Source organism: Devosia sp. RR2S18, assembly GCF_030177755.1.
GTDB classification, from domain to species: Bacteria; Pseudomonadota; Alphaproteobacteria; order Rhizobiales; family Devosiaceae; genus Devosia; species Devosia rhizosphaerae.
Genome location: NZ_CP126539.1, coordinates 491,319 through 515,000 on the forward strand (window position 1 = coordinate 491,319; position 23,682 = coordinate 515,000).

Annotated in this window: 23 protein-coding genes (1 of these 23 cut by a window edge); 16 read left to right on the plus strand and 7 right to left on the minus strand. The window is 63.4% G+C overall.

Annotated features, from left to right (window positions below; translation table 11 throughout):
- The first annotated feature begins 205 nt into the window (after positions 1 to 205).
- Positions 206 to 775, plus strand: a complete 570-nt coding sequence (locus QOV41_RS02520) for a CarD family transcriptional regulator (protein ID WP_284579291.1) — start codon at positions 206 to 208, stop codon at positions 773 to 775.
- Between the two features lie 67 nt (positions 776 to 842).
- On the opposite strand, the gene QOV41_RS02525 is transcribed toward QOV41_RS02520, so the two are convergent.
- Complete coding sequence (locus QOV41_RS02525) at positions 843 to 1,877, minus strand: MerR family transcriptional regulator (RefSeq protein WP_284579292.1); 1,035 nt, start codon at positions 1,875 to 1,877, stop codon at positions 843 to 845.
- An 80-nt stretch (positions 1,878 to 1,957) separates the two neighbouring features.
- Positions 1,958 to 2,788, minus strand: coding sequence for a class I SAM-dependent methyltransferase (locus QOV41_RS02530; protein WP_284579294.1), 831 nt, complete (start codon positions 2,786 to 2,788; stop codon positions 1,958 to 1,960).
- Between the two features lie 24 nt (positions 2,789 to 2,812).
- On the opposite strand from QOV41_RS02530, the gene QOV41_RS02535 reads away from it, so the two are divergent.
- The 5 genes from QOV41_RS02535 (at position 2,813) to QOV41_RS02555 (ending at position 6,200) form a co-directional block, all read left to right on the plus strand.
- Entirely contained in the window at positions 2,813 to 3,628 is an 816-nt protein-coding gene (locus tag QOV41_RS02535; RefSeq protein WP_284579295.1) for a ComF family protein, read from the plus strand.
- A 35-nt stretch (positions 3,629 to 3,663) separates the two neighbouring features.
- Positions 3,664 to 3,918 (plus strand): glutaredoxin 3, encoded by a 255-nt coding sequence (grxC, locus tag QOV41_RS02540; RefSeq protein WP_284579297.1) that lies wholly within the window; start codon positions 3,664 to 3,666, stop codon positions 3,916 to 3,918.
- Between the two features lie 26 nt (positions 3,919 to 3,944).
- The gene (locus QOV41_RS02545; protein ID WP_284579299.1) at positions 3,945 to 4,775 is read left to right on the plus strand and encodes a carbon-nitrogen hydrolase family protein; all 831 of its coding nucleotides are present in this window, start codon (positions 3,945 to 3,947) and stop codon (positions 4,773 to 4,775) included.
- Between the two features lie 53 nt (positions 4,776 to 4,828).
- Complete coding sequence (locus QOV41_RS02550) at positions 4,829 to 5,254, plus strand: DUF1178 family protein (protein ID WP_284579300.1); 426 nt, start codon at positions 4,829 to 4,831, stop codon at positions 5,252 to 5,254.
- A 76-nt stretch (positions 5,255 to 5,330) separates the two neighbouring features.
- Positions 5,331 to 6,200, plus strand: coding sequence for an aldo/keto reductase (locus QOV41_RS02555; RefSeq protein ID WP_284579301.1), 870 nt, complete (start codon positions 5,331 to 5,333; stop codon positions 6,198 to 6,200).
- A 176-nt stretch (positions 6,201 to 6,376) separates the two neighbouring features.
- Here QOV41_RS02555 and QOV41_RS02560 read toward each other — a convergent pair whose 3' ends face one another.
- Both QOV41_RS02560 and ilvD read right to left on the minus strand, forming a co-directional pair.
- The gene (locus QOV41_RS02560; RefSeq protein ID WP_284579302.1) at positions 6,377 to 7,171 is read right to left on the minus strand and encodes a glycosyltransferase family 25 protein; all 795 of its coding nucleotides are present in this window, start codon (positions 7,169 to 7,171) and stop codon (positions 6,377 to 6,379) included.
- A gap of 3 nt (positions 7,172 to 7,174) precedes the next feature.
- Positions 7,175 to 9,019 (minus strand): dihydroxy-acid dehydratase, encoded by a 1,845-nt coding sequence (gene ilvD / locus QOV41_RS02565; protein WP_284579303.1) that lies wholly within the window; start codon positions 9,017 to 9,019, stop codon positions 7,175 to 7,177.
- 216 nt (positions 9,020 to 9,235) lie between these two features.
- Between ilvD and QOV41_RS02570 the strand changes: the two genes are divergently transcribed.
- Both QOV41_RS02570 and QOV41_RS02575 read left to right on the plus strand, forming a co-directional pair.
- Positions 9,236 to 9,535, plus strand: a complete 300-nt coding sequence (locus QOV41_RS02570; RefSeq protein WP_284579304.1) for a hypothetical protein — start codon at positions 9,236 to 9,238, stop codon at positions 9,533 to 9,535.
- Positions 9,536 to 9,578: 43 nt separating this feature from the next.
- Complete coding sequence (locus tag QOV41_RS02575; protein ID WP_284579305.1) at positions 9,579 to 9,950, plus strand: hypothetical protein; 372 nt, start codon at positions 9,579 to 9,581, stop codon at positions 9,948 to 9,950.
- A gap of 6 nt (positions 9,951 to 9,956) precedes the next feature.
- On the opposite strand, the gene QOV41_RS02580 is transcribed toward QOV41_RS02575, so the two are convergent.
- Together QOV41_RS02580 and ubiG are read right to left on the minus strand one after the other, a co-directional pair.
- A complete protein-coding gene (locus tag QOV41_RS02580; RefSeq protein WP_284579306.1) occupies positions 9,957 to 10,400 on the minus strand; it encodes a hypothetical protein in 444 nt (147 codons plus the stop codon).
- A gap of 56 nt (positions 10,401 to 10,456) precedes the next feature.
- A complete protein-coding gene (gene ubiG / locus QOV41_RS02585; RefSeq protein WP_284579307.1) occupies positions 10,457 to 11,197 on the minus strand; it encodes a bifunctional 2-polyprenyl-6-hydroxyphenol methylase/3-demethylubiquinol 3-O-methyltransferase UbiG in 741 nt (246 codons plus the stop codon).
- A gap of 222 nt (positions 11,198 to 11,419) precedes the next feature.
- Here ubiG and QOV41_RS02590 point away from each other — a divergent pair, with 222 nt between their 5' ends.
- The 8 genes from QOV41_RS02590 (at position 11,420) to QOV41_RS02625 (ending at position 23,191) form a co-directional block, all read left to right on the plus strand.
- Complete coding sequence (locus tag QOV41_RS02590; protein ID WP_284579308.1) at positions 11,420 to 12,685, plus strand: aspartate kinase; 1,266 nt, start codon at positions 11,420 to 11,422, stop codon at positions 12,683 to 12,685.
- A 65-nt stretch (positions 12,686 to 12,750) separates the two neighbouring features.
- Positions 12,751 to 15,021 carry a phosphoenolpyruvate--protein phosphotransferase gene (ptsP, locus tag QOV41_RS02595; protein ID WP_284581432.1) on the plus strand — a complete coding sequence of 757 codons (2,271 nt, stop codon included), beginning with the start codon at positions 12,751 to 12,753 and terminating at the stop codon, positions 15,019 to 15,021.
- Between the two features lie 83 nt (positions 15,022 to 15,104).
- Positions 15,105 to 16,181 carry a peptide chain release factor 1 gene (gene prfA / locus QOV41_RS02600; RefSeq protein ID WP_284579310.1) on the plus strand — a complete coding sequence of 359 codons (1,077 nt, stop codon included), beginning with the start codon at positions 15,105 to 15,107 and terminating at the stop codon, positions 16,179 to 16,181.
- 14 nt (positions 16,182 to 16,195) lie between these two features.
- Complete coding sequence (prmC, locus tag QOV41_RS02605) at positions 16,196 to 17,020, plus strand: peptide chain release factor N(5)-glutamine methyltransferase (RefSeq protein WP_284579312.1); 825 nt, start codon at positions 16,196 to 16,198, stop codon at positions 17,018 to 17,020.
- Between the two features lie 348 nt (positions 17,021 to 17,368).
- Positions 17,369 to 18,136 (plus strand): DUF4167 domain-containing protein, encoded by a 768-nt coding sequence (locus tag QOV41_RS02610; protein WP_284579313.1) that lies wholly within the window; start codon positions 17,369 to 17,371, stop codon positions 18,134 to 18,136.
- Positions 18,137 to 18,637: 501 nt separating this feature from the next.
- Entirely contained in the window at positions 18,638 to 21,253 is a 2,616-nt protein-coding gene (gene clpB, locus QOV41_RS02615) for an ATP-dependent chaperone ClpB (protein WP_284579314.1), read from the plus strand.
- A gap of 88 nt (positions 21,254 to 21,341) precedes the next feature.
- Entirely contained in the window at positions 21,342 to 21,680 is a 339-nt protein-coding gene (locus QOV41_RS02620; protein WP_284579316.1) for a VOC family protein, read from the plus strand.
- Positions 21,681 to 21,712: 32 nt separating this feature from the next.
- On the plus strand, positions 21,713 to 23,191 hold the full coding sequence (locus tag QOV41_RS02625; RefSeq protein ID WP_284579317.1) for an MFS transporter: 1,479 nt from the start codon (positions 21,713 to 21,715) through the stop codon (positions 23,189 to 23,191).
- On the opposite strand, the gene QOV41_RS02630 is transcribed toward QOV41_RS02625, so the two are convergent.
- A protein-coding gene (locus tag QOV41_RS02630; RefSeq protein ID WP_284579319.1) for a M23 family metallopeptidase crosses the window boundary here: on the minus strand, positions 23,179 to 23,682 show its end. 1,467 nt of this gene lie beyond the right edge of the window; the window shows 504 of its 1,971 coding nt (coding positions 1,468–1,971); its start codon lies off the right edge, out of view; it ends in the stop codon at positions 23,179 to 23,181. The two genes, QOV41_RS02625 and QOV41_RS02630, sit on opposite strands and share 13 nt — an antisense overlap.

Sequence of the window (23,682 nt, forward strand, 5' to 3'; positions counted from 1 at the left end):
CTATGGTCTTTCCCATATGCAGTTGAGCTCGTCACCAGCCCGTGCCTGATGGCACGATTTTTTTGACAACATCGTCCGATGCATGGCGCTCCGGGAAACGCGGACCTGGTGGCACCTGGAGTTTGACTGCCGTGTAGCAGAGTAGGTTGGACGGACCTTCCCGCCAGGAACCGTTCATCAGGGCGTCAACAAGGAGTTCCATTTAATGGTAGCCAAGAAGTCACAGCAGCGGCTTGGGTTCAAGACGGGCGAATATGTCGTCTATCCGGCGCATGGCGTCGGTGTGATCGTCTCGATCGAGGAACAAGAAGTTGCCGGCCTGACGCTCGAACTGTTCGTGATCAGCTTCGAGCAGGACAAGCTGACGCTGCGCGTCCCGGTCGCCAAGATCAAGTCCGTTGGTATGCGCAAGCTGGCCGAGGATGATCTGGTCACTCAGGCACTCACCACCGTAACCGGCCGGGCGCGCGTCAAGCGTACCATGTGGTCGCGTCGCGCCCAGGAATATGAAGCCAAGATCAATTCTGGCGATCTGATCGCCATTTCGGAAGTGGTGCGCGACCTCTACCGCTCCGAAGAGCAGCCCGAGCAGAGCTATTCGGAACGCCAGCTGTTCGAGCAGGCCATGGACCGCATGAGCCGCGAAATCGGTGCTGTCAACAAGCTGACGCTGACCGAAGCCGTGCAGCTGATCGAAAAGAACCTCGCCAAGAGCCCCAAGCGGACCAAGGCCGAGGCTGCCAATGAAGATGGCGACGAGGAAGCTGCCGCCTAAGAGTAGGCTGGTTTTTCTGATGTTCAAAGGCCGGCGGAAACGCCGGCCTTTTCTTTTTTCGAAATCATCAATGGGGTGCTGGTCCCACGACCCTGACGCCGGCCGTTCGCAGCCGGACCTCAGGGGTAGCCAGGCATGAGGCGACGGTCTCATAGCCTGGAGCACCCGAGCAGGGCAGGACAATTGTGGGTGGGCTGTGGTTCGGCGGGCAGAGAATGATGGTCTCGTTGGGACCCACTTCCTCAAGGTCCAGGATCAGCGAAGAGCGCGTCATCACAAAAAGTGGCCGCGCTGTGGTTGGCCGGCGCCGCAGATAGGCGGCAAGCGCGCTCTGGGTTTCCCGGCCAAGGTCCTGCTCCACCATGTCAATGACCAGGGGCGCGGAGCTTGCGGCCTCCAATTCCAGCAGCAGCGCTGTCAGTGCCGGTGAGGGGGCGGCACCCTCGTCGATGAGCCAGGTCTGCGCTGCGTTCACACGCAGCTGGAGCGATGGGTCGCTTTCAAGGCGCGCTTGCACCAGGCCGGGTGCGATTTCCAAGCGGTCGAGAGCGAGAAACTGCGCGCCTGGCATCGCCTCGGCGAGCTTTATCGCGAGCCGGGTCTTGCCGCTCCCCAGCGGGCCGATGATGTAGTTGACCGCCCTGATCTCTCGTAACTCGAAGCGCTCGCCGCCCCAGGGCCAGGGTAGCTCTATCGCCAGGCTGGCTGGCGGCGAAGGCGCTACGGCGTGCAGCAGTTCTCCGACGCGCGCCGTTCTGCCTTGTGCCAGCTCGGCCCGAATATGGCGCACAGCTGCGATGGCACCAGTGGTGCGGCGCACCTCCTCCTCTAGTCGCTCCTGGTGCAGGGCCAGCGCCTGCGCCAGATCGCTGCCATCTCCCGCCAGGAGGCGCTCGATAGCCGCAAGGCTGAGGCCAAGCGAACGGAGCGTCTTTATCTCTGCTATGCGCGCGACCTCATCTGGTCCGTAGGTGCGCCACCCGCTTGCGGTTCGCACGGGCGAGAGCAGGCCGCGTTGCTCATAAAGGCGCAGCGCCTTGGTTGAAACGCCGAACCTGGCGGCGACATCGGCAGGGCTGAGGAATTGGGCGGATGCGTGCACGACTCACCTCTCGAACTTGTGTCCGCCGCTCTTATCGGGCCGGCCCCAAGGGACGGGTCAAGATGCATTGAGCTGCAGGGTCAGCCGTTCCCCAGCACGTCGCGTAGGCTGATCTTGGCGCTGCCGGGCTTGAGGGGTTGTTGCTGGCTTTCGTGTGGCGCCCAGCCGGAGAGCCAGATGATGTCGAGCGTGGCGCGGACGCGGCCATCGGGATCGGCGTCCTGCGCCGCGTAGGCATTGGCGGCCGCCGCGAGCAGGGACGGCGTGGCGAGGCCGCGTGGCCGATCCATGAGCGGGTTGGCGGCGCCCAGTGTCTTGAGTTCTGCCATCAGGGCGAACGGGGTGGAGTAGCGCACGGCGTGGCTGTCGACATCGGCAACCGGGAGGGCAAGGCCGGCGCGCTGCAGCAAGGCGCCGGCATCGCGGACCTGGATCATGGGTGCAACACGGGGCGCCGCGCCACCCAAAATGAGGCTGTCGGCGGAAAGAAAGGCCTCGCGCAATTCGCTGAGCGTATTGCCGCCCAGAGTGGCCACTAGCAGAAGCCCATCGGGCGCGAGGCGGGCGCGCAAGCGGGCGAGATAGCCCGGGACGTCATTGACGGCCTGGAGGTGCAGCAGCGAGACGATGAGGTTGTAGTCGGTGGCCGCGATAGGCGGCAGGTCGTCGTTATGGCCGAAAGCGGCAAGCCGCTCGAAGGCGACAGTGCTGCTGGCAGTCTGCGCGGTTTCGGGTAGCAATTCGGGGTTGGGCCCGATGATCAGGGCCTTGGGAAAGTCGCGGATGAGGGTTGCGAGCCGCTCATGGAGATCGGCGAGCACGAGATCGGTGACGAAGTCGATTGCGGGCCCTCGCTTCGCCTGGCGGCGGGCAATCAGGACCGTGTCGAATATTTGCGGGGGTTGCGTCATGCTCTCTTGCGGCGGAATGCGGACGTGGCACTATCGATATCTATGGAGAGCGCCGAGGGGCTTGTCAAAAGCGAGGGGCTGCGCAGCCGGCTTGGGAATGGCCTGCGGCGGCTTTCCGGCTTGGCGCTGGACATGCTCTACCCACCGGTGTGTCTGGCCTGTCAGGCGCCTACCGGGGTGGCGGACACACTCTGTGCCGGCTGCTTCACCAAATTGCGTCCGATAACCGCTCCCTATTGCCCGCGGCTGGGCATTCCGTTTGAGGTGAGCCTGGGCGAAGGGGCATTGTCGGCCGAAGCGCTCGCCGATCCGCCGCCCTTCGGCCGGGCGCGGGCCGCCGTCGTCTACAACGAGGTGGCCCGCAGCCTTGTTGGGCAGCTGAAATATGGAGATCGGCCCGAGCTTGCCAGTTTTTGCGCCCGGCTGATGGTGGGGGCGGGCCATGAATTCTGGGACGGCGCGCCGCTCCTGGTTCCTGTTCCTCTTCACCCCCGCCGATTGCGGGCTCGGCGCTACAATCAGTCGGCCGAACTGGCCCGCGTCTTGGGGGCTCTCACAAAGCTGCCGGTCGATGCCGATCTGGTCCGCCGCAAGAAACATACCCGCCAACAGGTGGGGCTCAGCGGCGCGGGCCGCGAGCGGAACGTAGCCGGGGCATTTGCCGTTCACCCCGACGTGCTGACGCGCGCCAAGGGACGGCGGATCATCCTGATCGATGACGTCTATACCACCGGGGCCACCATCAAGGCGGTGACACGGACGCTGCTCCGGGCGGGCATCGAAGCCATCGATGTCGTGACCTTTGCCCGCGTTGTGATCGGCGCAGACGAGACCATATAAGAGGCAGTGCCTCCATTCTTTGAGGAAGTTTCCAGATGGCCCGGATTGAAATCTACACCACCCCCACCTGTCCCTACTGCCACGCCGCCAAGTCGCTGCTGAAGGAAAAGGGCGCTGACTACACCGAGATCACCGTGCTCGATCCCGATCTCCGCTCGGCCATGACCGAACGGGCCCATGGCCGCCGCACCGTGCCGCAGATCTTCATCGACGATAGCCATATCGGGGGCTATGACGACATCGCAGCACTCGACCGCCGGGGCGGGCTTGATCCGCTGTTGGCGCAATAGCCGCCGCCTTTTTCCGGAGTACCCGCTTGAAAATCGCCGCCATCCAAATGCAGTCGGGACTTGATCCCGAGGCCAACCTTGCCGCACTCGAGCCCATGCTGGCCGAAGCGGCGGCGGCTGGCGCGCATTATGTGCTGACACCGGAAGTTACCATGATCTTTCCGGAGAACCGCGAGCAGTTGCGGAGCGTGGCCGCGCCATTCGAGGGCCATCCGCAATTGCAGCGTGTCGCCGAATTGGCGCGGGAGCACGGCATGTTCGTGCATATCGGCTCGCTGGCGGTACCGCTCTCCGATGGCCGCTTTGCTAACCGTTCGGTGCTGTTTTCGCCTGAGGGGGAGATCGCTGCGACTTACGACAAGATCCACCTGTTCGACGCAACTATCGCCGGGCTCAATGCCTATCGGGAAAGCGCGACCTACAGGGCCGGCGAAGTGGCTGTGACGGCGCAGGTGGGCGAGGCGAAGCTCGGCTTTGCCATTTGCTACGACATGCGCTTCCCGAGGCTTTTCAACAGCCTTGCTAATGCCGGCGCGTCCCTCTTGGCGGTTCCGGCGGCGTTCACCGTGCCGACGGGGCAAGCGCATTGGCATGTGCTGCTGCGCGCCCGGGCGATCGAGACCGGCTCCTATGTGATTGCGGCAGCGCAGGGCGGGCAACATGCTAATGGCCGCGCGACCTACGGCCACTCGATCATCATTGATCCCTGGGGCCGGATCGTCGCCGAACTGGAGCATGACCGTCCCGGCGTTCTCCTCGCCGATATCGACCTCGCCCGAGTGACCGACGCACGCGAGCGTATTCCGGCCTTGGCCAATGCCCGCGACTTTGCCCCTCCTGCGGCATTGCAGGGCTAAGCCTTGCGCCTATATGGAGGCTCAGGAGTGGTATTCAAACCGAAGTTTAGTCAGTGATCCAGTATTCCCTGCGTTGTTCCCAAGGCCATAGCTATGACGCCTGGTTCAAGAATGCCCAGGCATTCGACGACCAGCAGGCGCGCGGCATTGTCGTTTGCGCCGTGTGTGGTGATGGTCAGGTCGAAAAGGCTTTGATGGCGCCGGCCGTGGCGCGAACCGATAATGCCAAAGTGGCGGTGAGCGCCGGGCACCCTGATCCCGCGCAACTGCGTCAATTGCTCAAGGCCTTCAAGCAAAAAGTCTTGAGCGAGGCGGAGAATGTCGGCGATCGCTTTGCCGAGGAAGCGCGCAAGATCCACTACGAGGAGGCCGAGGCGCGCGGCATCTACGGGCAGGCCAGCCGGGATGAAGTGGTGGCGCTGGCCGAGGAGGGGATCGAATTCCTGCCGCTTCCCGATCTGCCCGAGGAACACAACTAGGGCTCCGGCCTTATTCATCAGGGCGGCACTTCGGTGCCGCCCTTTTTTCCCGCCGGGCCATTTCAGGAGACATTTTATGCCAGAACTCGACGCAGCTCAGTCCGGCACCTTCGCCATTGGCGGAGACCTTGAGGTCAACCGCCTGGGCTTTGGGGCGATGCGCATTACCGGCAAGGGGATCTGGGGGCCGCCCGAGGATGCCGCAGAAGCCAAGCGCACGCTGCTTCGCCTTCCCGAGCTCAATGTAAATTTCGTCGACACTGCCGAGAGCTATGGTCCCTATATCAGCGAAGAGCTGATCGGGGAGGTGCTCGCGCCCTATGGACAGGGCACGATCATTGCCACCAAGAGCGGGCTGACGCGCACCGGTCCTGACCAGTGGCACCAGCTGGCGCGGCCGGAATTCCTGCGGCAAGGCGTGGTGACCAGCCTCCAGCGGCTCAAGCTCGAGCGGCTCGATCTCTGGCAGCTGCACCGGATCGAAAGCGGTACACCGCTCGAGGATCAGTTCGGCGTCATCGCCGACATGCAGAAGGAAGGGCTCATCCGCCATGTCGGGCTCTCCGAAGTCAGCGTTGCCGACATCGAGGAAGCGAGCCGCTACTTCAAGGTCGCGACAGTCCAGAACCACTACAACCTCACCAATCGCAAGAGCGAGACGGTGCTGGATTATTGCGAGAAGAACGGCATCGGGTTCATTCCGTGGTTTCCGCTGGCCGGCGGCGAACTGGCCAAGAGCGACAAGCAGTTTGCTGATATCGCTGAGAAGCACGATGCCTCCCCCAGTCAGATCGCGCTGGCTTGGGTGCTTAAGCGATCGCCGGTCATGCTGCCGATCCCAGGGACTGGGAAGGTGAAGCACCTGGAAGAGAACGTTGCCGCTGCCGGCATCGCATTGAGCGACGAAGACTTCCAGACGCTCGATGCCATCGGGCGCAAGGGCTAATCGGTATTTGAAGGGGAGTTAGGTCGGTCCGATGGGGAGGGTGGAATCCCCGCCATCGGACCTGACCAGAAGGCTAAGCCTTGGCAGGCCGCCTTTTGGCTGACGCGGCGTGTAGCATGCTCACATGAACATGCCCAGCCCTATCTCGGGCTCTTGAAGAGGTGTTTGCTGCCGGTTCAGTCGAGATAGGGGATGTCGACCTTGTGGGAGCGACCCAACCGCCGGTGCAGGCTGGAGGGCAGCGCGACCAGCAGTTCATTGTCGATGAAACTGGCGAGGCGCTTGGCGAAGGGTTGGCTGGGCGCAGCCCGCATCGCGGCGCGTACCGGCGCCATGTCGCTGCCCGCGCCCCATTCGTGCCCCGGCGTCCGGTCTTCCTGGATCGCAAGGGCCGGCACGAGTTGACGGCGCTTGACGCGGCCAAGAATGGAGCGATGGGGCCGGTAGATCACCCGGTCGATGACCTCCTCGAGGGCTTGGGGATTGTCCACCATCCGCTTGGCCGCCCGCGCCGAGATGATATAGGCGGCTGCACCCCAGGCCCAGCCATGCATGGTGTGAAACGCGAAGCCCCCGATGCCGCCCTGCGCTTGGGTGGAGATTTGCGCCGGCGCGGCAAAGGTCTCAAGTCGCAAGAGGTCAATGCCTTGGGGGTTAGCCTCAAACTGCTGGAGGAAGTCCGGCAGGCGGGGGGAGAGGACGATGTCGTCCTCCAGGATCAGCCCGAAGGGTTCGCCCGAGACGAGCAGGGCTCGGCAAGCGTCGAGGTGACTGACGCCGCAGCAGAACTCCTGCACCGAGAGACGCTCGTGCCGGCCGCCGGGCAGGTAGCGTTGCTTGAGCGTCTGGGGAAGATCGGCCGCCAGGATGGCTTCGATGCGCTCGCCAACTAGGCCGAGCCTCGCCAGTTGGGCTTCCATGGCGGCGCGCCGATCGGTGCGCCGCGCCAGATTGATGTACCAGGCGCGCAAGCGCTAGTCGTCCAGCCGACCCAGATCTCGCACCGCGCCACGGGCGGCCGAGGTGGCGAAGGCGGCATAGGCCTTGAGCGCGGTGGTGACATTGCGCTTGCGCGGCTTGGCGGGCTTCCAGCCGGCGGCGTCCTGCTCGCGGCGGCGCTCGGCCAGTTCATTATCCGAGACCAGGAGCGTGATCGAGCGGTTGGGGATATCGATCTCGATGGTGTCGCCCTCTCGCACAAGGCCGATGGTGCCGCCCTCAGCCGCCTCGGGCGAGACGTGGCCGATGGAAAGGCCCGAAGTGCCGCCCGAAAAACGCCCGTCGGTGAGTAGCGCACAGGCCTTGCCCAGGCCCTTCGACTTCAGATAGCTCGTGGGATAGAGCATTTCCTGCATGCCCGGGCCGCCGCGCGGTCCCTCGTAGCGGATGACGATAACGTCGCCGGCCTTGATCTCGTTGGAGAGGATGGCCTTGACCGTTGCATCCTGGGACTCGAACACCCGGGCGGGGCCGGTAAACTTGAGGATCGACTCGTCGACGCCCGCGGTCTTCACGATGCAGCCGTCGATGGCGATGTTGCCCTTGAGCACGGCGAGGCCGCCATCCTTGCTGAACGGATTGTCCGGCGAGCGGATCGCGCCATTGACCCGGTCGGTGTCGAGTTCGGCCCAGCGATTGGACTGCGAAAACGCCTGCGTGGTGCGCACGCCGCCGGGCGCGGCCATGAAGAAGTTGCGCACGCTCTCCGAATTGGTGCGGGAAATGTCCCACTTGTCGAGCGCATCGCCCATGGTGGCGGTGTGCACGGTGGGCTCGTTGCGGTTGATGAGGTTGGCGCGGTCGAGCTGGCCCAGGATGGAGAAGATGCCGCCGGCGCGATGGACGTCCTCCATGTGGACGTCGTTCTTGGCCGGCGCGACCTTGCACAGCACCGGCACCTTGCGGCTCAGCTGGTCGATATCGTCCATGGTAAAGTCGATGTCGCCCTCATGGGCGGCCGCGAGGATGTGGAGCACGGTGTTGGTCGAGCCGCCCATGGCGATGTCGAGCGCCATCGCATTCTCGAAGGCCGCCTTGGTGGCGATGGAGCGCGGCAGGACCTTTTCGTCCTCCTGCTCGTAATAGCGGCGGGCGAGATCGACAATCAGGTGACCCGCTTCCTGGAAAAGGCGCTTGCGATCCGAATGGGTCGCTAGCGTCGAGCCGTTGCCCGGCAGCGACAGCCCCAGTGCCTCGGTGAGGCAGTTCATGGAATTGGCCGTGAACATGCCCGAGCAGGAGCCGCATGTAGGGCATGCCGCTTCTTCCACCGCCTGCACTTCGGCATCTGTATATTGCTCGTCGGCGGCCATCACCATGGCGTCGACAAGGTCGAGCGCCTGCAGCTTGCCTTTGACCATGGCCTTGCCCGCTTCCATGGGGCCGCCGGACACAAAAACGACGGGGATGTTGATGCGCATGGCGGCCATCAGCATGCCGGGGGTGATTTTGTCGCAATTGGAGATGCAGACCATGGCGTCGGCGCAGTGTGCGTTGACCATATACTCCACGCTGTCGGCGATGATCTCGCGAGAGGGCAGTGAATAGAGCATGCCATCGTGGCCCATAGCGATGCCATCATCCACCGCAATGGTGTTGAATTCCTTGGCGACGCCGCCCGCCGCTTCGATCTCCCGCGCTACCAGCTGGCCGAGATCCTTGAGATGCACGTGGCCGGGCACGAACTGGGTGAAGCTGTTGACCACCGCGATGATGGGCTTGCCGAAATCACCGTCCTTCATGCCGGTGGCGCGCCAAAGGCCACGCGCGCCGGCCATGTTGCGGCCATGAGTGGTGGTGCGAGAGCGATAAACGGGCATCGGATGATCCTTCGGACAGGCGCATTGGTCAGAGGCGCGTAGGTGGACTCTTGTTTAGACCCATTCAAGGCAAGGATCAATTGAAATGCGTACCGTACCGTACGGTACTGGGTGACACTGGCGATGAAGATTTCGTGTGATGGGCGGGGCAAGCGGGCCAGCGCGTGCATCGTTTCGGCGGTTTTCCGCGTTGCTTCACTAAAAGGAGGCTCGGATATGAACACAGCCAATCTGCAGCTCGAAGGCCTGCTTCTGGCGATCGCGTCGATCAACCGCGCGCTGGTGGACAAGGGCATCCTCAGCCAGGACGAACTGGATCACGCGCTGGCTACCTGCGAGTCGAGCGCTACCGGCAGCGATCGCTCCACCGAGGATCTGTCCCCTTCCAATCGCGATGCCATTGCTTTTCCGCTGCGCTTTCTGCGGCTCGCCAATGGGCGGACTGGCCCGCTAGAGTTCGGCTCGCTGGCTAAGGAAGTGGGGCAGACCAAGGGGCGGTACAACGACCAGATCTAGCGATCACCAGGGCAAACGCATTCCACAGCATCAGGAGGAAGACATGCATTCAGTATTCAGCAGCATCCGCGAAGGCATGACGGTCGTTGACCGCGACGGCGACAAGATCGGCACGATCGAGACCTTCCGGGCCAGCGACGAGGATCCCTCGCGCCCCGGTCCGGAGACGGCCGGCCACAGTGCTGCCGCCGACGACCGGCAGGACTTCATCACCGCCACCCTGGCCGATATCTTCGCGCCCGACGACAATCTACCATCGGAAATGCAGGAGAAACTGCTGCGCGAAGGCTTCATCCGCCTTGATGCCGATGGGCTGTTCGCCAGCGACCGCTATATCGTGCCCGAGCAGGTGGAACGTGTGGAGAGCGACCAACTCGTGCTGGCCGTCCGCAAGAAGGACCTGCTCAAGGCGTAGGCCGCCTCAATTGGTGATGCGGATGATTGCCCACTCGGCGTCTTCGCAACCGTCGTCGCTGCAGATGAGGGTCATCCAGAGCGCGCCGTCGGCGAAGCCGACCCCCTCGCTCGTGACGATCAGATCGGCGAAATCCTGGCCACCAATGGCGGCCTGGGTTTCATCGGTCATGAGATAATCGAAGTTCTCGACCAGGTCTTCGGGTTCGAGAAGGTCATAGAGCTCGCCATTCGCGGCCACCTCCAGTGGGTATGCCGCCAGGCTAGCAAAGCTCTCGGGGTCTTCGAATAGAAAAGCGTCCTGCAGCTGCCCGAAGGCTTCGCCGAACTCCTCGGCCATGCCATGCAGCTCCTCGATCTGTTCGAAGACCGCTTCCTCGCTCTGGGCGAAGGTGGCGGTGGCAAGGAATGGCAGAATAGCAAGGCTGGCGAAGAAGGCTGTGACGCGCATGGCAGCTCCGGGGTTGCAGCTTTCCTTATAGCTGATGCGCGTGCGCACTGGCAGCGCTATTCGGGACCCGGCCGCTCGGACATGATCATATAGTTGACGCCCATGTCGCGCGAGCGCCGCCACTCATCGGCGAGGGGATGGTAGACCACACCAGTTTCGGCGGTTACCCGCAGGCCGTTGCGGACGAGGAGCGACCGGATCTCCTCGGGGGTCAGAAACTTCTTCCAGTCATGCGTCCCCTTGGGCAGCCAGCCGAGCACATATTCGGCACCCACGATGGCCAGGGCATAGGCGCGCGCCGTCCGGTTGAGCGTGGCGGTGAGCATGAGGCCGCCCGGCTTCACCAGATCGGCACAGCTCTTCATGTAGAGCGGCACGTTGTCGACATGCTCGACCACTTCCATGTTGAGCACCATGTCGAAGGTCTTGCCTTCAGCCGCGAGCGCCTCGCTGGTGGTGGCGCGGTAGTCGACGGCCACGCCTGACTTATCGGCATGCAGCGTGGCGATGGCGATGTTGCGCTCGGCCGCGTCAATGCCGGTTACGCTGGCACCCAGACGCGCCAGTGGTTCACAGAGCAGGCCCCCACCGCAGCCGACATCGAGAATGGTGATGCCTTCGAGCGGCCGCATGGCCGTGCCGTCAAGCTCGAAGTGCCGCAGCAGGTGTTCGCGGATATAGCCCAGCCGTACTGGGTTGAACTTGTGAATGGGCTTGAACTTGCCATTGGGGTTCCACCACTCTTCTGCCATCGCGGTAAACTTGGCGACTTCGGCTTGGTTGATCGTGGTGGTCATGGGCGGAACTCCTGTCGGTTGGCATATGACCTGCCATGGGCAACGCTGGCAAGGCTGGGACGGCTGGCAAGGCGCGGCTCGCCGCAGCCGTTCCTCACTGCAACGCACCAAGCTTTGCGAACGATCACCTGCGCATGCGAGTTGAAAGCGCCGTGCCTTTGTGGCATGTCCGCGCGCAACTAAAGCGTACCGCCGGGTTCGGCGGGGGACCCGGGGAATAAATTGGCCCGCATCGTCGTCAAGTTCGGAGGCACGTCTGTTGCCAATGTCGAACGCATTCGCCAGGCCGCCCGCCATGTGAAGCGGGAGGTCGAGGCCGGCCACGAGGTGGCCGTCGTTGTTTCCGCGATGTCGGGCAAGACCAATGAGCTGGTCGGCTGGGTCAATGAAGCCAGTGCCTTGCATGATGCGCGCGAATACGATGCCGTCGTGGCTTCGGGCGAGCAGGTGACGGCTGGCCTCATGGCCATCGTGCTGAGCGAAATGGGCATCCAGTCGCGCTCTTATGCAGGCTGGCAGGTGCCGATCAAAACCGACGACAGCCATGGCGCTGCCCGCATCACCGAGATCGACCCCACCGAGCTCGATAGCCGCATGAAGGCCGGCTGGGTGCCGGTCATCACCGGCTTCCAAGGTATTTCTCCGCACAACAGGGTCACGACGCTCGGCCGCGGTGGTTCGGATACGAGCGCAGTCGCGGTCGCGGCGGCGGTGGGCGCCGATCGCTGCGACATCTATACCGATGTGGACGGCGTTTACACGACCGACCCGCGCATCGTGCCCAAGGCGCAGCGCATGACCAAGATTTCCTTCGAGGAAATGCTGGAAATGGCCTCGCTTGGCGCCAAGGTGCTGATGATCCGCTCGGTGGAAATGGCCATGGCGTACAAGGTTCGCCTGGTGGTGCGTTCCACTTTCGATGACCCCGACGCGCCGCAATTGGCGCCCGACGGGACCCCCGGCGTGCCGGGCACACTGGTTTGCGACGAGGATGAGATCATGGAAAAGCAGATCGTTTCGGGCGTGACGCTCGCCAAGGCCGAGGCCAAGATCACCCTCCGGGACGTCAAGGACAACCCCGGCGTTGCTGCCGCCATCTTCGGCACGCTGGCCGATCAGGGGATCGTGGTGGACATGATCGTGCAGAACATCGCCGATGATGGCGCCACCACCGACATCACCTTTACCGTGCCCGACAGCGAATACGACAAGGCGATGCGGACGCTCCAGTCGGCCGGCGATCGGATCGAATATGCCCGGATTTCCGGCTCCAAGGGCGGGGCAAAGGTGTCGGTCGTGGGCGTCGGCATGCGCAGCCATGCGGGCGTCGCCTCGTCCATGTTCAAGGCGCTGGCCGACAAGGGTATCAACATCCAGTTGATCACGACATCGGAGATCAAGACCTCCGTTCTGATCGACGAACAATATGCAGAGCTTGCCGTGCGCGCCCTCCATACGTATTACGGGTTGGACAAGAAGGACGCCTAGGGCTCGGAGGAGGTCCTAGCCGCGCCCGAAGAAGGGGGGCGGCTGTGCGGGCCGCCAAGATGGGCATGGTCACGACCACGAGCGGCGCCAGGGTGCTGCTGCGCCAGTTGCGCGAGACAATGGCGGAGCCTCTGGCCTCGCAGGATCGCCTCGACAAGATCGTTACGCTGATCGCCGACAATATGCGGGCCGATGTGTGCTCGTTCTATGTGTTGCGCGACGACGGTGCCCTGGAGCTCTTTGCCAGCAAAGGCCTAGCGCCCGAAGCGGTGCATATGACGACACTGCGGTTGGGCGAGGGCCTGGTCGGCATCATCGCCGCCGAGGCCGAGCCGCTGAGTCTTGATGACGCACCCAGCCACCCTGCTTTCGCCTACCGACCGGAAACGGGCGAGGACCCATTCCAGGCGTTCCTGGGCGTTCCGGTGCTGCGGGCCGGGCAGACCCTGGGCGTTCTGGTCGTGCAGAATGCCGAGCGCCACCATTATGGCGAGGATGAAGTCGAAGCGATGCTCACGACGGCCACAATCTTGGCCGAGATGATCGCGACCTCGGACTTCGACAATCTGATCAAGCCGGGGTCCGATATCGACCTCAGGCGACCTCGCATGTTCAACGGCGTCAGTTTCACCGACGGAATTGCCCTCGGCACGGCCGTGCTGCACGATCCGCGCGTGGTGGTGACCAATTTTATCGCCGAGGATACCGACCAGGAAAAGATGCGGCTCGAGGCGGCGCTGGAAAAGATGCGCGTCTCCATCGACGCCATGCTCGATCACGGCGATATGCAGTCGATCTCGGACCATCGCGAGATTCTCGAAACCTATCGCATGTTCGCCAATGACCGGGGCTGGGTGCACCGGCTGACCGAAGCGATTGACAATGGGCTGTCAGCCGAGGCGGCGGTCGAGCGGGTGCAGAACGACACCCGGGCGCGCATGCTGCGCCAGACCGATCCTTATATCCGCGACCGCCTGCATGACCTCGACGATCTCGCAAATCGCTTGTTGCGCGTCCTCACCGGGGACGGGCACGCGATCGGACGCAAGGAATTGCCCGAAAACGCGATCCTTGTCGCCCGCAATATGGGGCCGGCCGAACTGCTGGAATACGACCGCACCAAGCTGCGCGGGATCGTGCTGGAGGAGGGCGGCGCCACTGCGCATGTGGCGATCGTCGCGCGGTCGCTCGGCATGGTCGCGGTGGGGCAGGCGCAGTCGATCGTTTCGATGTGCGAAACGGGCGATGACATCATCATCGATGGCACGGCAGGCGTGGTGCATCTACGGCCCACTCTTGAGATCGAACAGACCTATATCGACAAGGTCCGCGTTTCGGCCAAAAGGCGGGCTCATTATGCGGCGCTCCGCGACCTGCCGGCGGTGACCAAGGACGGCGTCGAGATTACCCTCCTGCACAATTCAGGGCTGGTGGCCGACCTGCCGATGCTCGACGATACGGGCGCGGCGGGCGTGGGACTGTTCCGCACCGAACTGCAATTCATGATTGCGAGCAAGCTGCCCAAGCTGGCCGAGCAGATGGAGCTTTACGCCGAGGCGATGGCCTTGGCGGGAGAGCGCCCGGTGGTGTTCCGCCTGCTCGACATCGGCGGCGACAAGGTGCTGCCTTATCAACGCTCCATGGCCGAAGAAAACCCAGCCATGGGTTTCCGCTCGATCCGGCTGGGCTTGGCGCGACCGGGATTGCTGCGCACGCAGATCCGGGCGCTGCTTCTGGCGGCACAGGGGCGACCGCTCAAGATCCTGGTGCCCATGGTCACCGAGACACTGGAGTTCATCCAAACCAAACTTGTGGTGCAGCGCGAACTCGACCGCCTGCGCCGGCAGGGGCAACAGGTCCCGCGCCGGCTCGAGGTCGGTGCCATGGTCGAGGTGCCTTCGCTGCTGTTCGAGCTCGATCAGTTGTTGCCGGAAGCCGATTTCGTCTCCATCGGCTCGAACGATCTGGTGCAGTTCCTCACCGCCGCCGATCGCGGCAATACGCGCGTGGCGAAGAACTACGATCCTATCGGCATACCCCGGCTGCGGGCCTTCCGTCTCGTGGTCGATGCTGCCAACCGCTACAATATTCCGGTGACTATGTGCGGTGAGCTTGCGGGTAAACCCGTCGAGGCGCTGGCGCTGATGGCCATCGGCATGACGCGGCTCTCCATGGGGCCAGCTTCGATCGGCCCGATCAAGGAACTGGTGCTCAATTTGGATCTCAAGCCGATCAGGCTGGCGGTCGGTGCCGCGCTCAGCGATGGCGCCGATGGCGTGCAGATCCGCGACTTGTTGATGGAGTGGATCGACCGGCAGAACCTGCCCGTCGGCTGATGCCTTGATGTTGGCAGGTCTGGTCTTTAAACGCTCGGTGTCCCCGTTGAGCGCCCCGCCGGCGCGCACGCGAAAGAATTAGTATGGCCTCTCTACCCCAAGATAAGCTCGACGCGCTCGAGACGCGGTTCCAGTATGTCGAGGCGGCGCTATCAGGCGGCGCCGGACAGGACGAGTTCGTCAAGCTCTCCAAGGAACACGCCGAGCTCGCGCCCATCGTCGGCGAGATTACTGCCTATAAAAAGGCGCTCAAGGATCGTGCCGAGGCCGAAGCGCTGCTGAAGTCGGGCGACAAGGAAATGGCCGAGATGGCCGAGGCCGAGATCAGGGAGCTCGACGACAGAATTGAGCAGCTCTTTCAATCCATCCGCGTGCTGCTGCTGCCCAAGGACGAAGCCGACGAAAAGTCGGTCATTCTCGAAATTCGCGGCGGCACGGGTGGCGATGAAGCCGCGCTTTTTGCCGGCGATCTCTTCCGCATGTATGAGCGCTATGCCGCCTCGCACGGCTGGAAGGTCACCATCATGGAAGAGAGCCCCGGCGAAGTCGGTGGCTATCGCGAAATCATCGCCAATGTCTCAGGGCGAGGCGTCTATGCCCGCATGAAGTTCGAGTCGGGCGTGCACCGCGTCCAGCGCGTGCCGGCAACCGAGGCTTCGGGCCGTATCCACACCTCGGCGGCGACGGTGGCCGTTCTGCCGGAGGTGGAAGATATCGACATCGACATCAAGCCCGAGGATATCCGCATCGATACCATGCGCGCCTCTGGTTCGGGCGGGCAGCACGTCAACACGACCGATTCCGCGGTTCGGGTTACGCACATTCCCAGCGGAATCGTGGTCACCTCCGCGCTCAAGTCGCAGCACCAGAACCGGGCGCAGGCCATGGTGGTACTGCGGGCGCGACTCTACGAGATGCAGCGCGAAGAGCGCGACAGTGCGCGCTCGGCCGAGCGAAAGGGGCAGGTGGGATCGGGCGATCGGTCCGAACGCATCCGCACCTACAATTTCCCGCAAGGGCGCGTTACCGACCACCGCATCAATCTCACGCTCTACAAGCTTGACAAGGTTATCGCTGGTGAAGCGCTGGACGAGTTGATCGAGGCGCTGATCACCGAGACGCAGGCCGAGCAGCTGGCTGCCATGGAAAACGCCAACTGACCAGGATTGGCCAGTTGTGGCGCCAGGCGCGGGACCAGCTTGCTGCCGCGGGCAATGCCAGCCCCGTCCTGGATGCCAAGCTCCTGGCGCAGCATGCGCTTGGCCTTGGTGCCCTTGAACTCGCCATGCGCGAAAACGAGATGGTGTCTGCAGATGGTGCAGAGACCCTGACGCGGCTGGTCGAGCGTCGTCTCACCGGCGAATCGGTCGCCCGAATCATCGGCGAGCGGGAATTCTATGGCCTGCCTTTCCGCCTCAACGAGGCGACGCTGGAGCCACGTTCGGAGACCGAACTTCTGGTGGAGATGGCCATCGCCGGCTTGCCTGAGCGCGGGCACCTACTGGATCTGGGTACGGGCAGCGGCTGTATTCCAATCGCAGTTTTGGCCAATCGGCATGATGCAAATGCCACAGCGGTGGACCTCAGCTCCCGCGCGCTCGTCGCCGCCCGAGAAAACGCCGAACGCAATCGCGTGAATGAGAGGCTCAACTTAAGGGAAGGCTCCTGGTTCGAGCCGCTTCCTAAAAACGGACGGTTTGCCGTCATCGCCTCCAACCCGCCCTATATCGCCTCTTCCGTGGTCGATACCCTTGCCTCCGAAGTCAAGGATTTCGACCCTCGTCTAGCGCTCGACGGCGGCCCCGATGGACTAGCCCCTTATCGCTTGATTGCCGCAAAGGCTGGTGCTTACCTGCTTCCGAGGGGCAGGCTGCTGCTCGAGATCGGCTATGACCAGGGCGTGACGGTCTCCCAACTTCTTGTAGACGGCGGTTTTGTGGAGGTCGCAATCCACCAGGACCTCAATGGCCTTGATCGCGTGGTTTCCGCTACCATCTAGAGGAGTGCTAGGCGAGGGTCGTCACCTCTCGCAATTAATGCTGGCAAATTGGATGCGAACCATATAGTTTGCCCTTGCTGTCAACGGCGCATCATGAGCGCCACGGCGACAAGCCACCCGACAAATCCTCCAAGCTGCCAAGGCAGCGCAGTTCCGGCAGAGCTGGAACGTCGCGGGATGGGTTCGGAATAAGTGGTGCCGCCGGCCGACGGTTTTAGGTCTTCATGAAGCCAGTTAGAGCCCTTGCCCGGCGCGGGAAAGCTTCGCCCGAGGGGTGGCCAGACCAGGCATATGCCGGTCCGCCAGCAGTGTGACGCTTATTTTTCTAGAGTTAGATAAAGCGACCAGATGAGACCCAACCAGAACAAGAACCGGCAGCGGGGCCGGAATGGCGGACGCAAACACGTCAATCCGTTGTCACGCAGTTTCGAGAGCAACGGACCCGACGTGAAGGTGCGCGGCAATGCTGCTCACATCGCCGAAAAATACCTGCAGCTCGCCCGCGACGCGCAATCGAGCGGCGACTCGGTGATGGCGGAGAACTATCTCCAGCACGCTGAGCATTATTTCCGCATCGTCTCGGCTGCCCAGCAGCAGATGAACCCTCGGCCCGACGGTCAGGCGCAGGAGTCCGATGACTTCGACGACGATCTGCCCGACATGAACTCCCGGTTTGCCTCGCCCCAGCCGCGCCAGGAACAGCCGCAGCAGAATGACGGCGACGAACAGAACGAAGGCGAGCGCGCCGACGGCCAGAACCAGGGCCAAGGCGAGCGCCAGGATCGGCAAGAGCGCTCAGAGCGACGCGAGCGGCCAGAGCGCGGTGAACGCCGCCCGCGCCGGGAACGTCCGGTTGATGGCGAGCGCCCCGAGCGCCAGCCGCGTGCCGAGCAGCCCGAGCAATCCGAACCAGTGCCGGCTGAGGCCAGCGCGCCAGCGGCCGAGGCTGAAGCCCCGGCAGTGGAGGCCGGCGATGGCGAGGCTCGCAAGCCTCGCGAACGCCGTCCACGCCGCCGCCGCCCCGCTGGTGGTGACGCCGGCACCGAGGGTGGGGAAGCCGGCGACGTCGGTGAACTCCCCGCCTTTCTCACCGGCGGCGCCAACGCTGCCGAGTAGGCGGATCATTTTAGATCTCAAGGAGCCGGGCCAAGCGCCCGGCTTTTTAGTGGGCGGTTGACGCGGGCCTAGCTCATCAACAGAGGTCCCCGCGTGCGCGGGGATGACATAGTGGGTTAGAGAAGATCGTGTTGCACGCCGGGATCCATCCCCCACCCGGCCTCCCCCTCGAAAGGGGGAGGTGAAGAGGGGCTCGGCGTCTGGTGCAAACTCAATCGGTCCCTCCCCTACCAGGGGTAGGCTAAGTGGGGGTCTCTACCCGCCCCGATCTATCCAGCTATCCCCGCTCCAAACCTCGATACACTCACCCCCATTCCCAATCCCAAGAGGCGCCTCGGCCCGTCCAAACTGCGCGGTCACGGCATTGTTCTCCCCAAAACCCTCCCCATATATCCCCTTGTGATGGAGCGGTGCCGCCTGGCGGGCCCTTCCTGAAACGACGCTTCCGCCGCATGCGCAGGTGCCTTCGGGGCCGGCAGCGGGCAGAAAAAGGAGAGTTGAATGAATATCGAAAAGTACACCGAGCGGGCGCGCGGCTTCATCCAGAGCGCACAGACGACCGCTCTGGGCAAAGGTCACCAGCAATTTGCCCCCATCCACCTGCTCAAGGTCTTGCTCGACGACGAGCAGGGCATGGCTAATGGGCTGATCACGCGCGCCGGGGGCGATCCCAAGGCCGCCCGCGCGGCGGTCGAAGCTGGTCTCACTAAAATTCCATCGGTTTCGGGCGACGGCTCGCAGCTCTATCTCAGCCGCGAATTGGCGCGGGTCTTTGAAACAGCGGAGAGCGCCGCGCAGAAGGCGGGCGATTCCTACGTCACGGTAGAGCGGCTGCTGCTTGCCCTTGTCATCGAAAAGGACACCGATGCGGGCAAGATCCTGGTCTCGGCAGGCCTGACGCCGCAGACGCTGAACGCCGCCATCGAGGAGATTCGCAAGGGTCGCACCGCCGACTCGGCTTCCGCCGAGAACAGCTATGATGCCCTGAAGAAATATGCCCGCGACCTGACGGCAGATGTGCGCGAAGGCAAGCTCGATCCCGTTATCGGCCGGGACGAGGAGATCCGTCGTGCCATTCAGGTGTTGTCGCGCCGCACCAAGAACAATCCGGTGCTGATCGGTGAACCCGGCGTCGGTAAGACCGCCATTGCGGAGGGTCTCGCCATCCGTATTGTCAATGGTGACGTGCCCGAATCGCTCAAGAACAAGTCGCTGCTCGCGCTCGACATGGGCGCGCTCATTGCGGGTGCGAAATATCGTGGTGAGTTCGAGGAGCGCCTCAAGGGCGTGCTCAACGAGGTGACCTCGGCCGAGGGGCAGATCATCCTATTTATCGACGAGATGCATACGCTGGTTGGTGCCGGTAAGGCCGATGGCGCGATGGACGCGTCCAATTTGCTGAAGCCCGCTCTGGCGCGCGGCGAACTGCACTGCGTGGGCGCCACCACGCTCGCGGAATATCGCAAGCATGTGGAAAAGGACCCCGCGCTCGCCCGTCGTTTCCAGCCGGTCTTTGTGGACGAGCCGACGGTGGAGGACACCATCTCGATCCTGCGCGGGCTCAAGGAAAAGTACGAGCTGCACCACGGCATCCGCATCTCGGACTCCGCACTGGTCAGCGCTGCGACCCTGTCGAACCGCTACATCACGGACCGCTTCCTGCCCGATAAAGCCATCGACCTGATGGACGAGGCGGCGGCGCGCCTGCGCATGGCCGTCGACAGCAAGCCTGAAGCCCTGGACGAACTCGATCGCCGCATCATGCAGCTCAAGATCGAGCGCGAGGCGCTGCGCAAGGAGACTGACGAGGGCTCCAAGACCCGGCTCGAGCGGCTGGAACAAGAACTGTCGAGCCTCGAAGAGCAGGCGCAGGTGATGTCTTCCAAGTGGTTGAGCGAAAAAGAGCGCCTCCAGGGCAGTCAAAAGCTCAAGGAAGAGCTTGATGCCGCGCGCTCGCAACTTGAAATCGCGCAGCGTCAGGGTGATCTCGCCCGCGCGGGTGAGTTGGCCTATGGCGTGATCCCCGATCTCGAAAAGCGCATCCATGCAGCCGAGGACAGCAATGGCGATGAACTCGTCGACCAGTTGATGGCCGAGGAAGTGGTGACGCCTTCCCATATCGCGCAGATCGTCTCGCGCTGGACAGGCATCCCCGTCGACCGCATGCTCGAGGGTGAACGCGAAAAGCTGCTCCATATGGAGACCTCGCTGGGCGAACGCGTTATCGGGCAGGCCGAGGCCGTCGCTGCCGTCGCCAAGGCGGTCCGCCGCTCGCGCGCCGGGCTGCAGGACCCCAACCGGCCGATCGGTTCGTTCATGTTCCTTGGACCAACGGGCGTCGGCAAGACCGAGCTGACCAAATCGCTCGCCCAGTTCCTGTTCGACGACGAGACCGCCATGGTCCGGCTCGACATGAGCGAGTTCATGGAGAAGCACTCGGTCGCCCGGCTAATCGGTGCCCCTCCAGGCTATGTTGGCTATGACGAGGGGGGCGCGCTCACCGAAGCGGTCCGCCGCCGGCCTTACCAGGTGATCCTTTTCGACGAGATCGAAAAGGCGCATCCGGACGTGTTCAACGTCCTCCTCCAGGTGCTCGATGACGGGCGTCTGACGGATGGGCAGGGCCGTACGGTCGACTTCCGCAACACAGTGATCATCCTCACCTCCAATCTGGGCTCCATGCATATCCAGGAGCTGAGGGACGGCGATTCGATCGAGTTGGCGCGCGGCAAGGTCATGGATGAGGTTAAGGCCGCCTTCCGGCCCGAATTCCTCAACCGTATCGACGAAATCCTGCTGTTCCACCGGCTCGGGCGGGAGCATATGGGCTCGATTGTCGACATCCAGTTCCGGCGGCTACAGGCTCTGCTCAAAGACCGCGAGATCGTTCTTGAGCTGACGACCAAGGCGCGGGAGTGGCTGGCCAATGAAGGCTATGACCCCGCCTACGGCGCCCGGCCGCTCAAGCGCGCGCTGCAGCGCTCGGTGCAGGACCAACTCGCCGAGCAGATCCTGGGCGGCTCGGTCAGCGATGGTGATCGGGTGCTAGTGGATGCCAACGAGAGCGGTATCGTGCTCCGGCCCGGCAGTGCCGCCGAGGCGGAGGCTGCCGCCTAAACGAGAAAGGCCGGTCCTTGCGACCGGCCTTTCTCTTGACCACACCAGCGAGTCGTATTAGAACAAATGGGGAACATAAGAGATATCGATGGCTGAGCGGATCGACTATATCGAATTCCCATCTGCAGAACGGGCGCGCACAAGCGCGTTCTTTCAGGCCGCTTTTGGGTGGGGCATCGTCAGCTATGGGCCGGATTATGACGGCATTGCCGATGCCGGCATTGATGGTGGCATCGACCAGGCGCCTGAGCGTGTGGCTGCCACCATGGCGGTGATCCGGACCGATGACCTCGACGGTGCCGAGCGGCGCGTGCGGGCGGCGGGTGGCGAGATCACCCGGCCTCAATTCGATTTTCCCGGTGGTCGGCGCTTCCATTTTCGCGAACCGGGTGGAAACGAGATGGCGGTTTACGTCGCGCGCGAATAGGTTGGCGCCGAACCACTAATCCGACGAGCCTGATGACCGATCCCACAGCTTCCAAGAGCCGCCGCTACGTCCTGGTGGCGGCTATCCTGGCATCCAGTATGGGGTTCATCGACAGCTCCGTCCTCTCGATCGCCATTCCCGCCATGCGCGCCGATTTGGGGGCAAGTCTCTCCGAGGCGCAGTGGATCAGCAATGCCTATCTTCTCCTGCTCTCGGCGCTAATCCTGTTGGGCGGGGCTGCGGGCGACCGGTTCGGCGTGCGCCGCATGTTCATGGCCGGCATCGGGCTCTTTGTGATTGCTTCGCTCGCCTGTGCCGTGGCGCCCTCGTCGGCGACGCTCATCCTCGCCCGTGCCGTGCAGGGCCTTGGCGCCGCTTTCATGGTGCCGGGGAGCCTGGCGATCATCGCCAAGACCTACCCCAAGGACGAGCGTGGCCGGGCCATCGGAATTTGGGCTGCGACCTCTTCGCTCACCACCATCGCTGGTCCCATCGTCGGGGGGCTGGTGCTGACCGCCTTGGGTGATTGGAGCTGGCGGCTAGTCTTTGCGATCAATTTGCCTTTGGGCATCGCCGCGCTCATGCTGCTGGTGCTTGGCGTAAAGCCGGACCAGGCGCAAACCGGGCGCAGGCTCGACATTGGCGGTGCCGCGCTCGCCACCTTGGCCTTGTTCGCCTTTGCCTACGGGCTGATCGGGGGCGGCAGCGAGAGCACGCCGCCACTCTCGCACGTTGCGCTCTGGTGCGGTCTGGGGCTGGTGACTGGAGTTGCCTTTCTGTTTTGGGAGGCGCGCCATAAGCAACCCATGCTGCCGCTTAACCTCTTTGCCAGCCGGCAGTTTTCCGGCGCCAATGCGCTCACCTTCACCCTTTATTTCAGCTTTGGCGGTGTGCTGTTCTTCCTACCCATGGCCATGATCGCAGGCTGGGGCGTCTCGGCGGCCACCGTTGCCATCGCGCTCCTCCCCATGGGCCTTATGCTGGCAGTGCTGAGTTCGCTTTCGGGCAAATGGGCAGATCGTTTCGGCCCCGGACCCGTGCTGACCCTTGGAGCGCTCATTGTTGCAGCCGCCTTTGCGCTCTTGGGCGCGACAGCACCATTGCACCAGGTCTGGCTGGCAACGGCCCCGGCAGTCGCCCTTTTGGGGCTGGGCATGGGAATGGTGGTATCGCCGCTCTCCACTGCGGTGATGACCTCGATCAGCGATGGCGACACGGGGACGGCGTCCGGCGTCAACAATGCCGTGGCGCGAGTGGCCGGGCTTTTCGCCATTGCACTCTTTGGCGTCGTGGTGGCGCAGGTGTTCGAACGCGCGCTGGGCCCGGTGGCGGAGCTACCGATTTTCTTCGGCCTGCCCGCTGAAGGATTGAGTGCAGCTCAAGAGAGCGCCCGAGTGAATGCCAGCGACACAGCCTTTGCTGCCGTCGCCTATGTGGCGGCCGCCCTGGCGCTGGTGTCGGCAGCAACCGCCTGGCTGACGCTAAACCGGAAATCTGATCAGTTCGCTTGAGCGACCGTCACAGGCGCGGGATCACGCGCCATCAGATCGTTGATTTGCGCCATGGTCTGGGCAAAGCGCTCCTCATATTGTTGCGGGAGCACATTGTCCTTGGGCAGCTTCACGCTGAGCGGATCGACGAGGTTGCCGTTGATCAGGATCTCGAAATGTAGATGCGGACCGGTGGATTGCCCGGTTGAGCCGACATAGCCGACCACCTGTCCCTGACGCACCCGCGTGCCCTTCTTGATCCCGTCGGCGAACCCACGCAAATGGCCATAAGCCGTTTCATAGCCATTGACGTGGCTGATCTCGATCTTGTTGCCATAGCCACCCTGCCAACCCGCCAGTTGGACAACGCCATCCCCAGCCGCATAGATCGGCGTGCCGGAGCGGGCGGCTAGGTCTACCCCGGTATGGAGGCGACGGGTCTTGAAGATGGGGTGGATGCGGTAGCCAAAGCGCGAGCGCAGTGTGCCGCCGCCTTCCAGAGGGCGGCGATT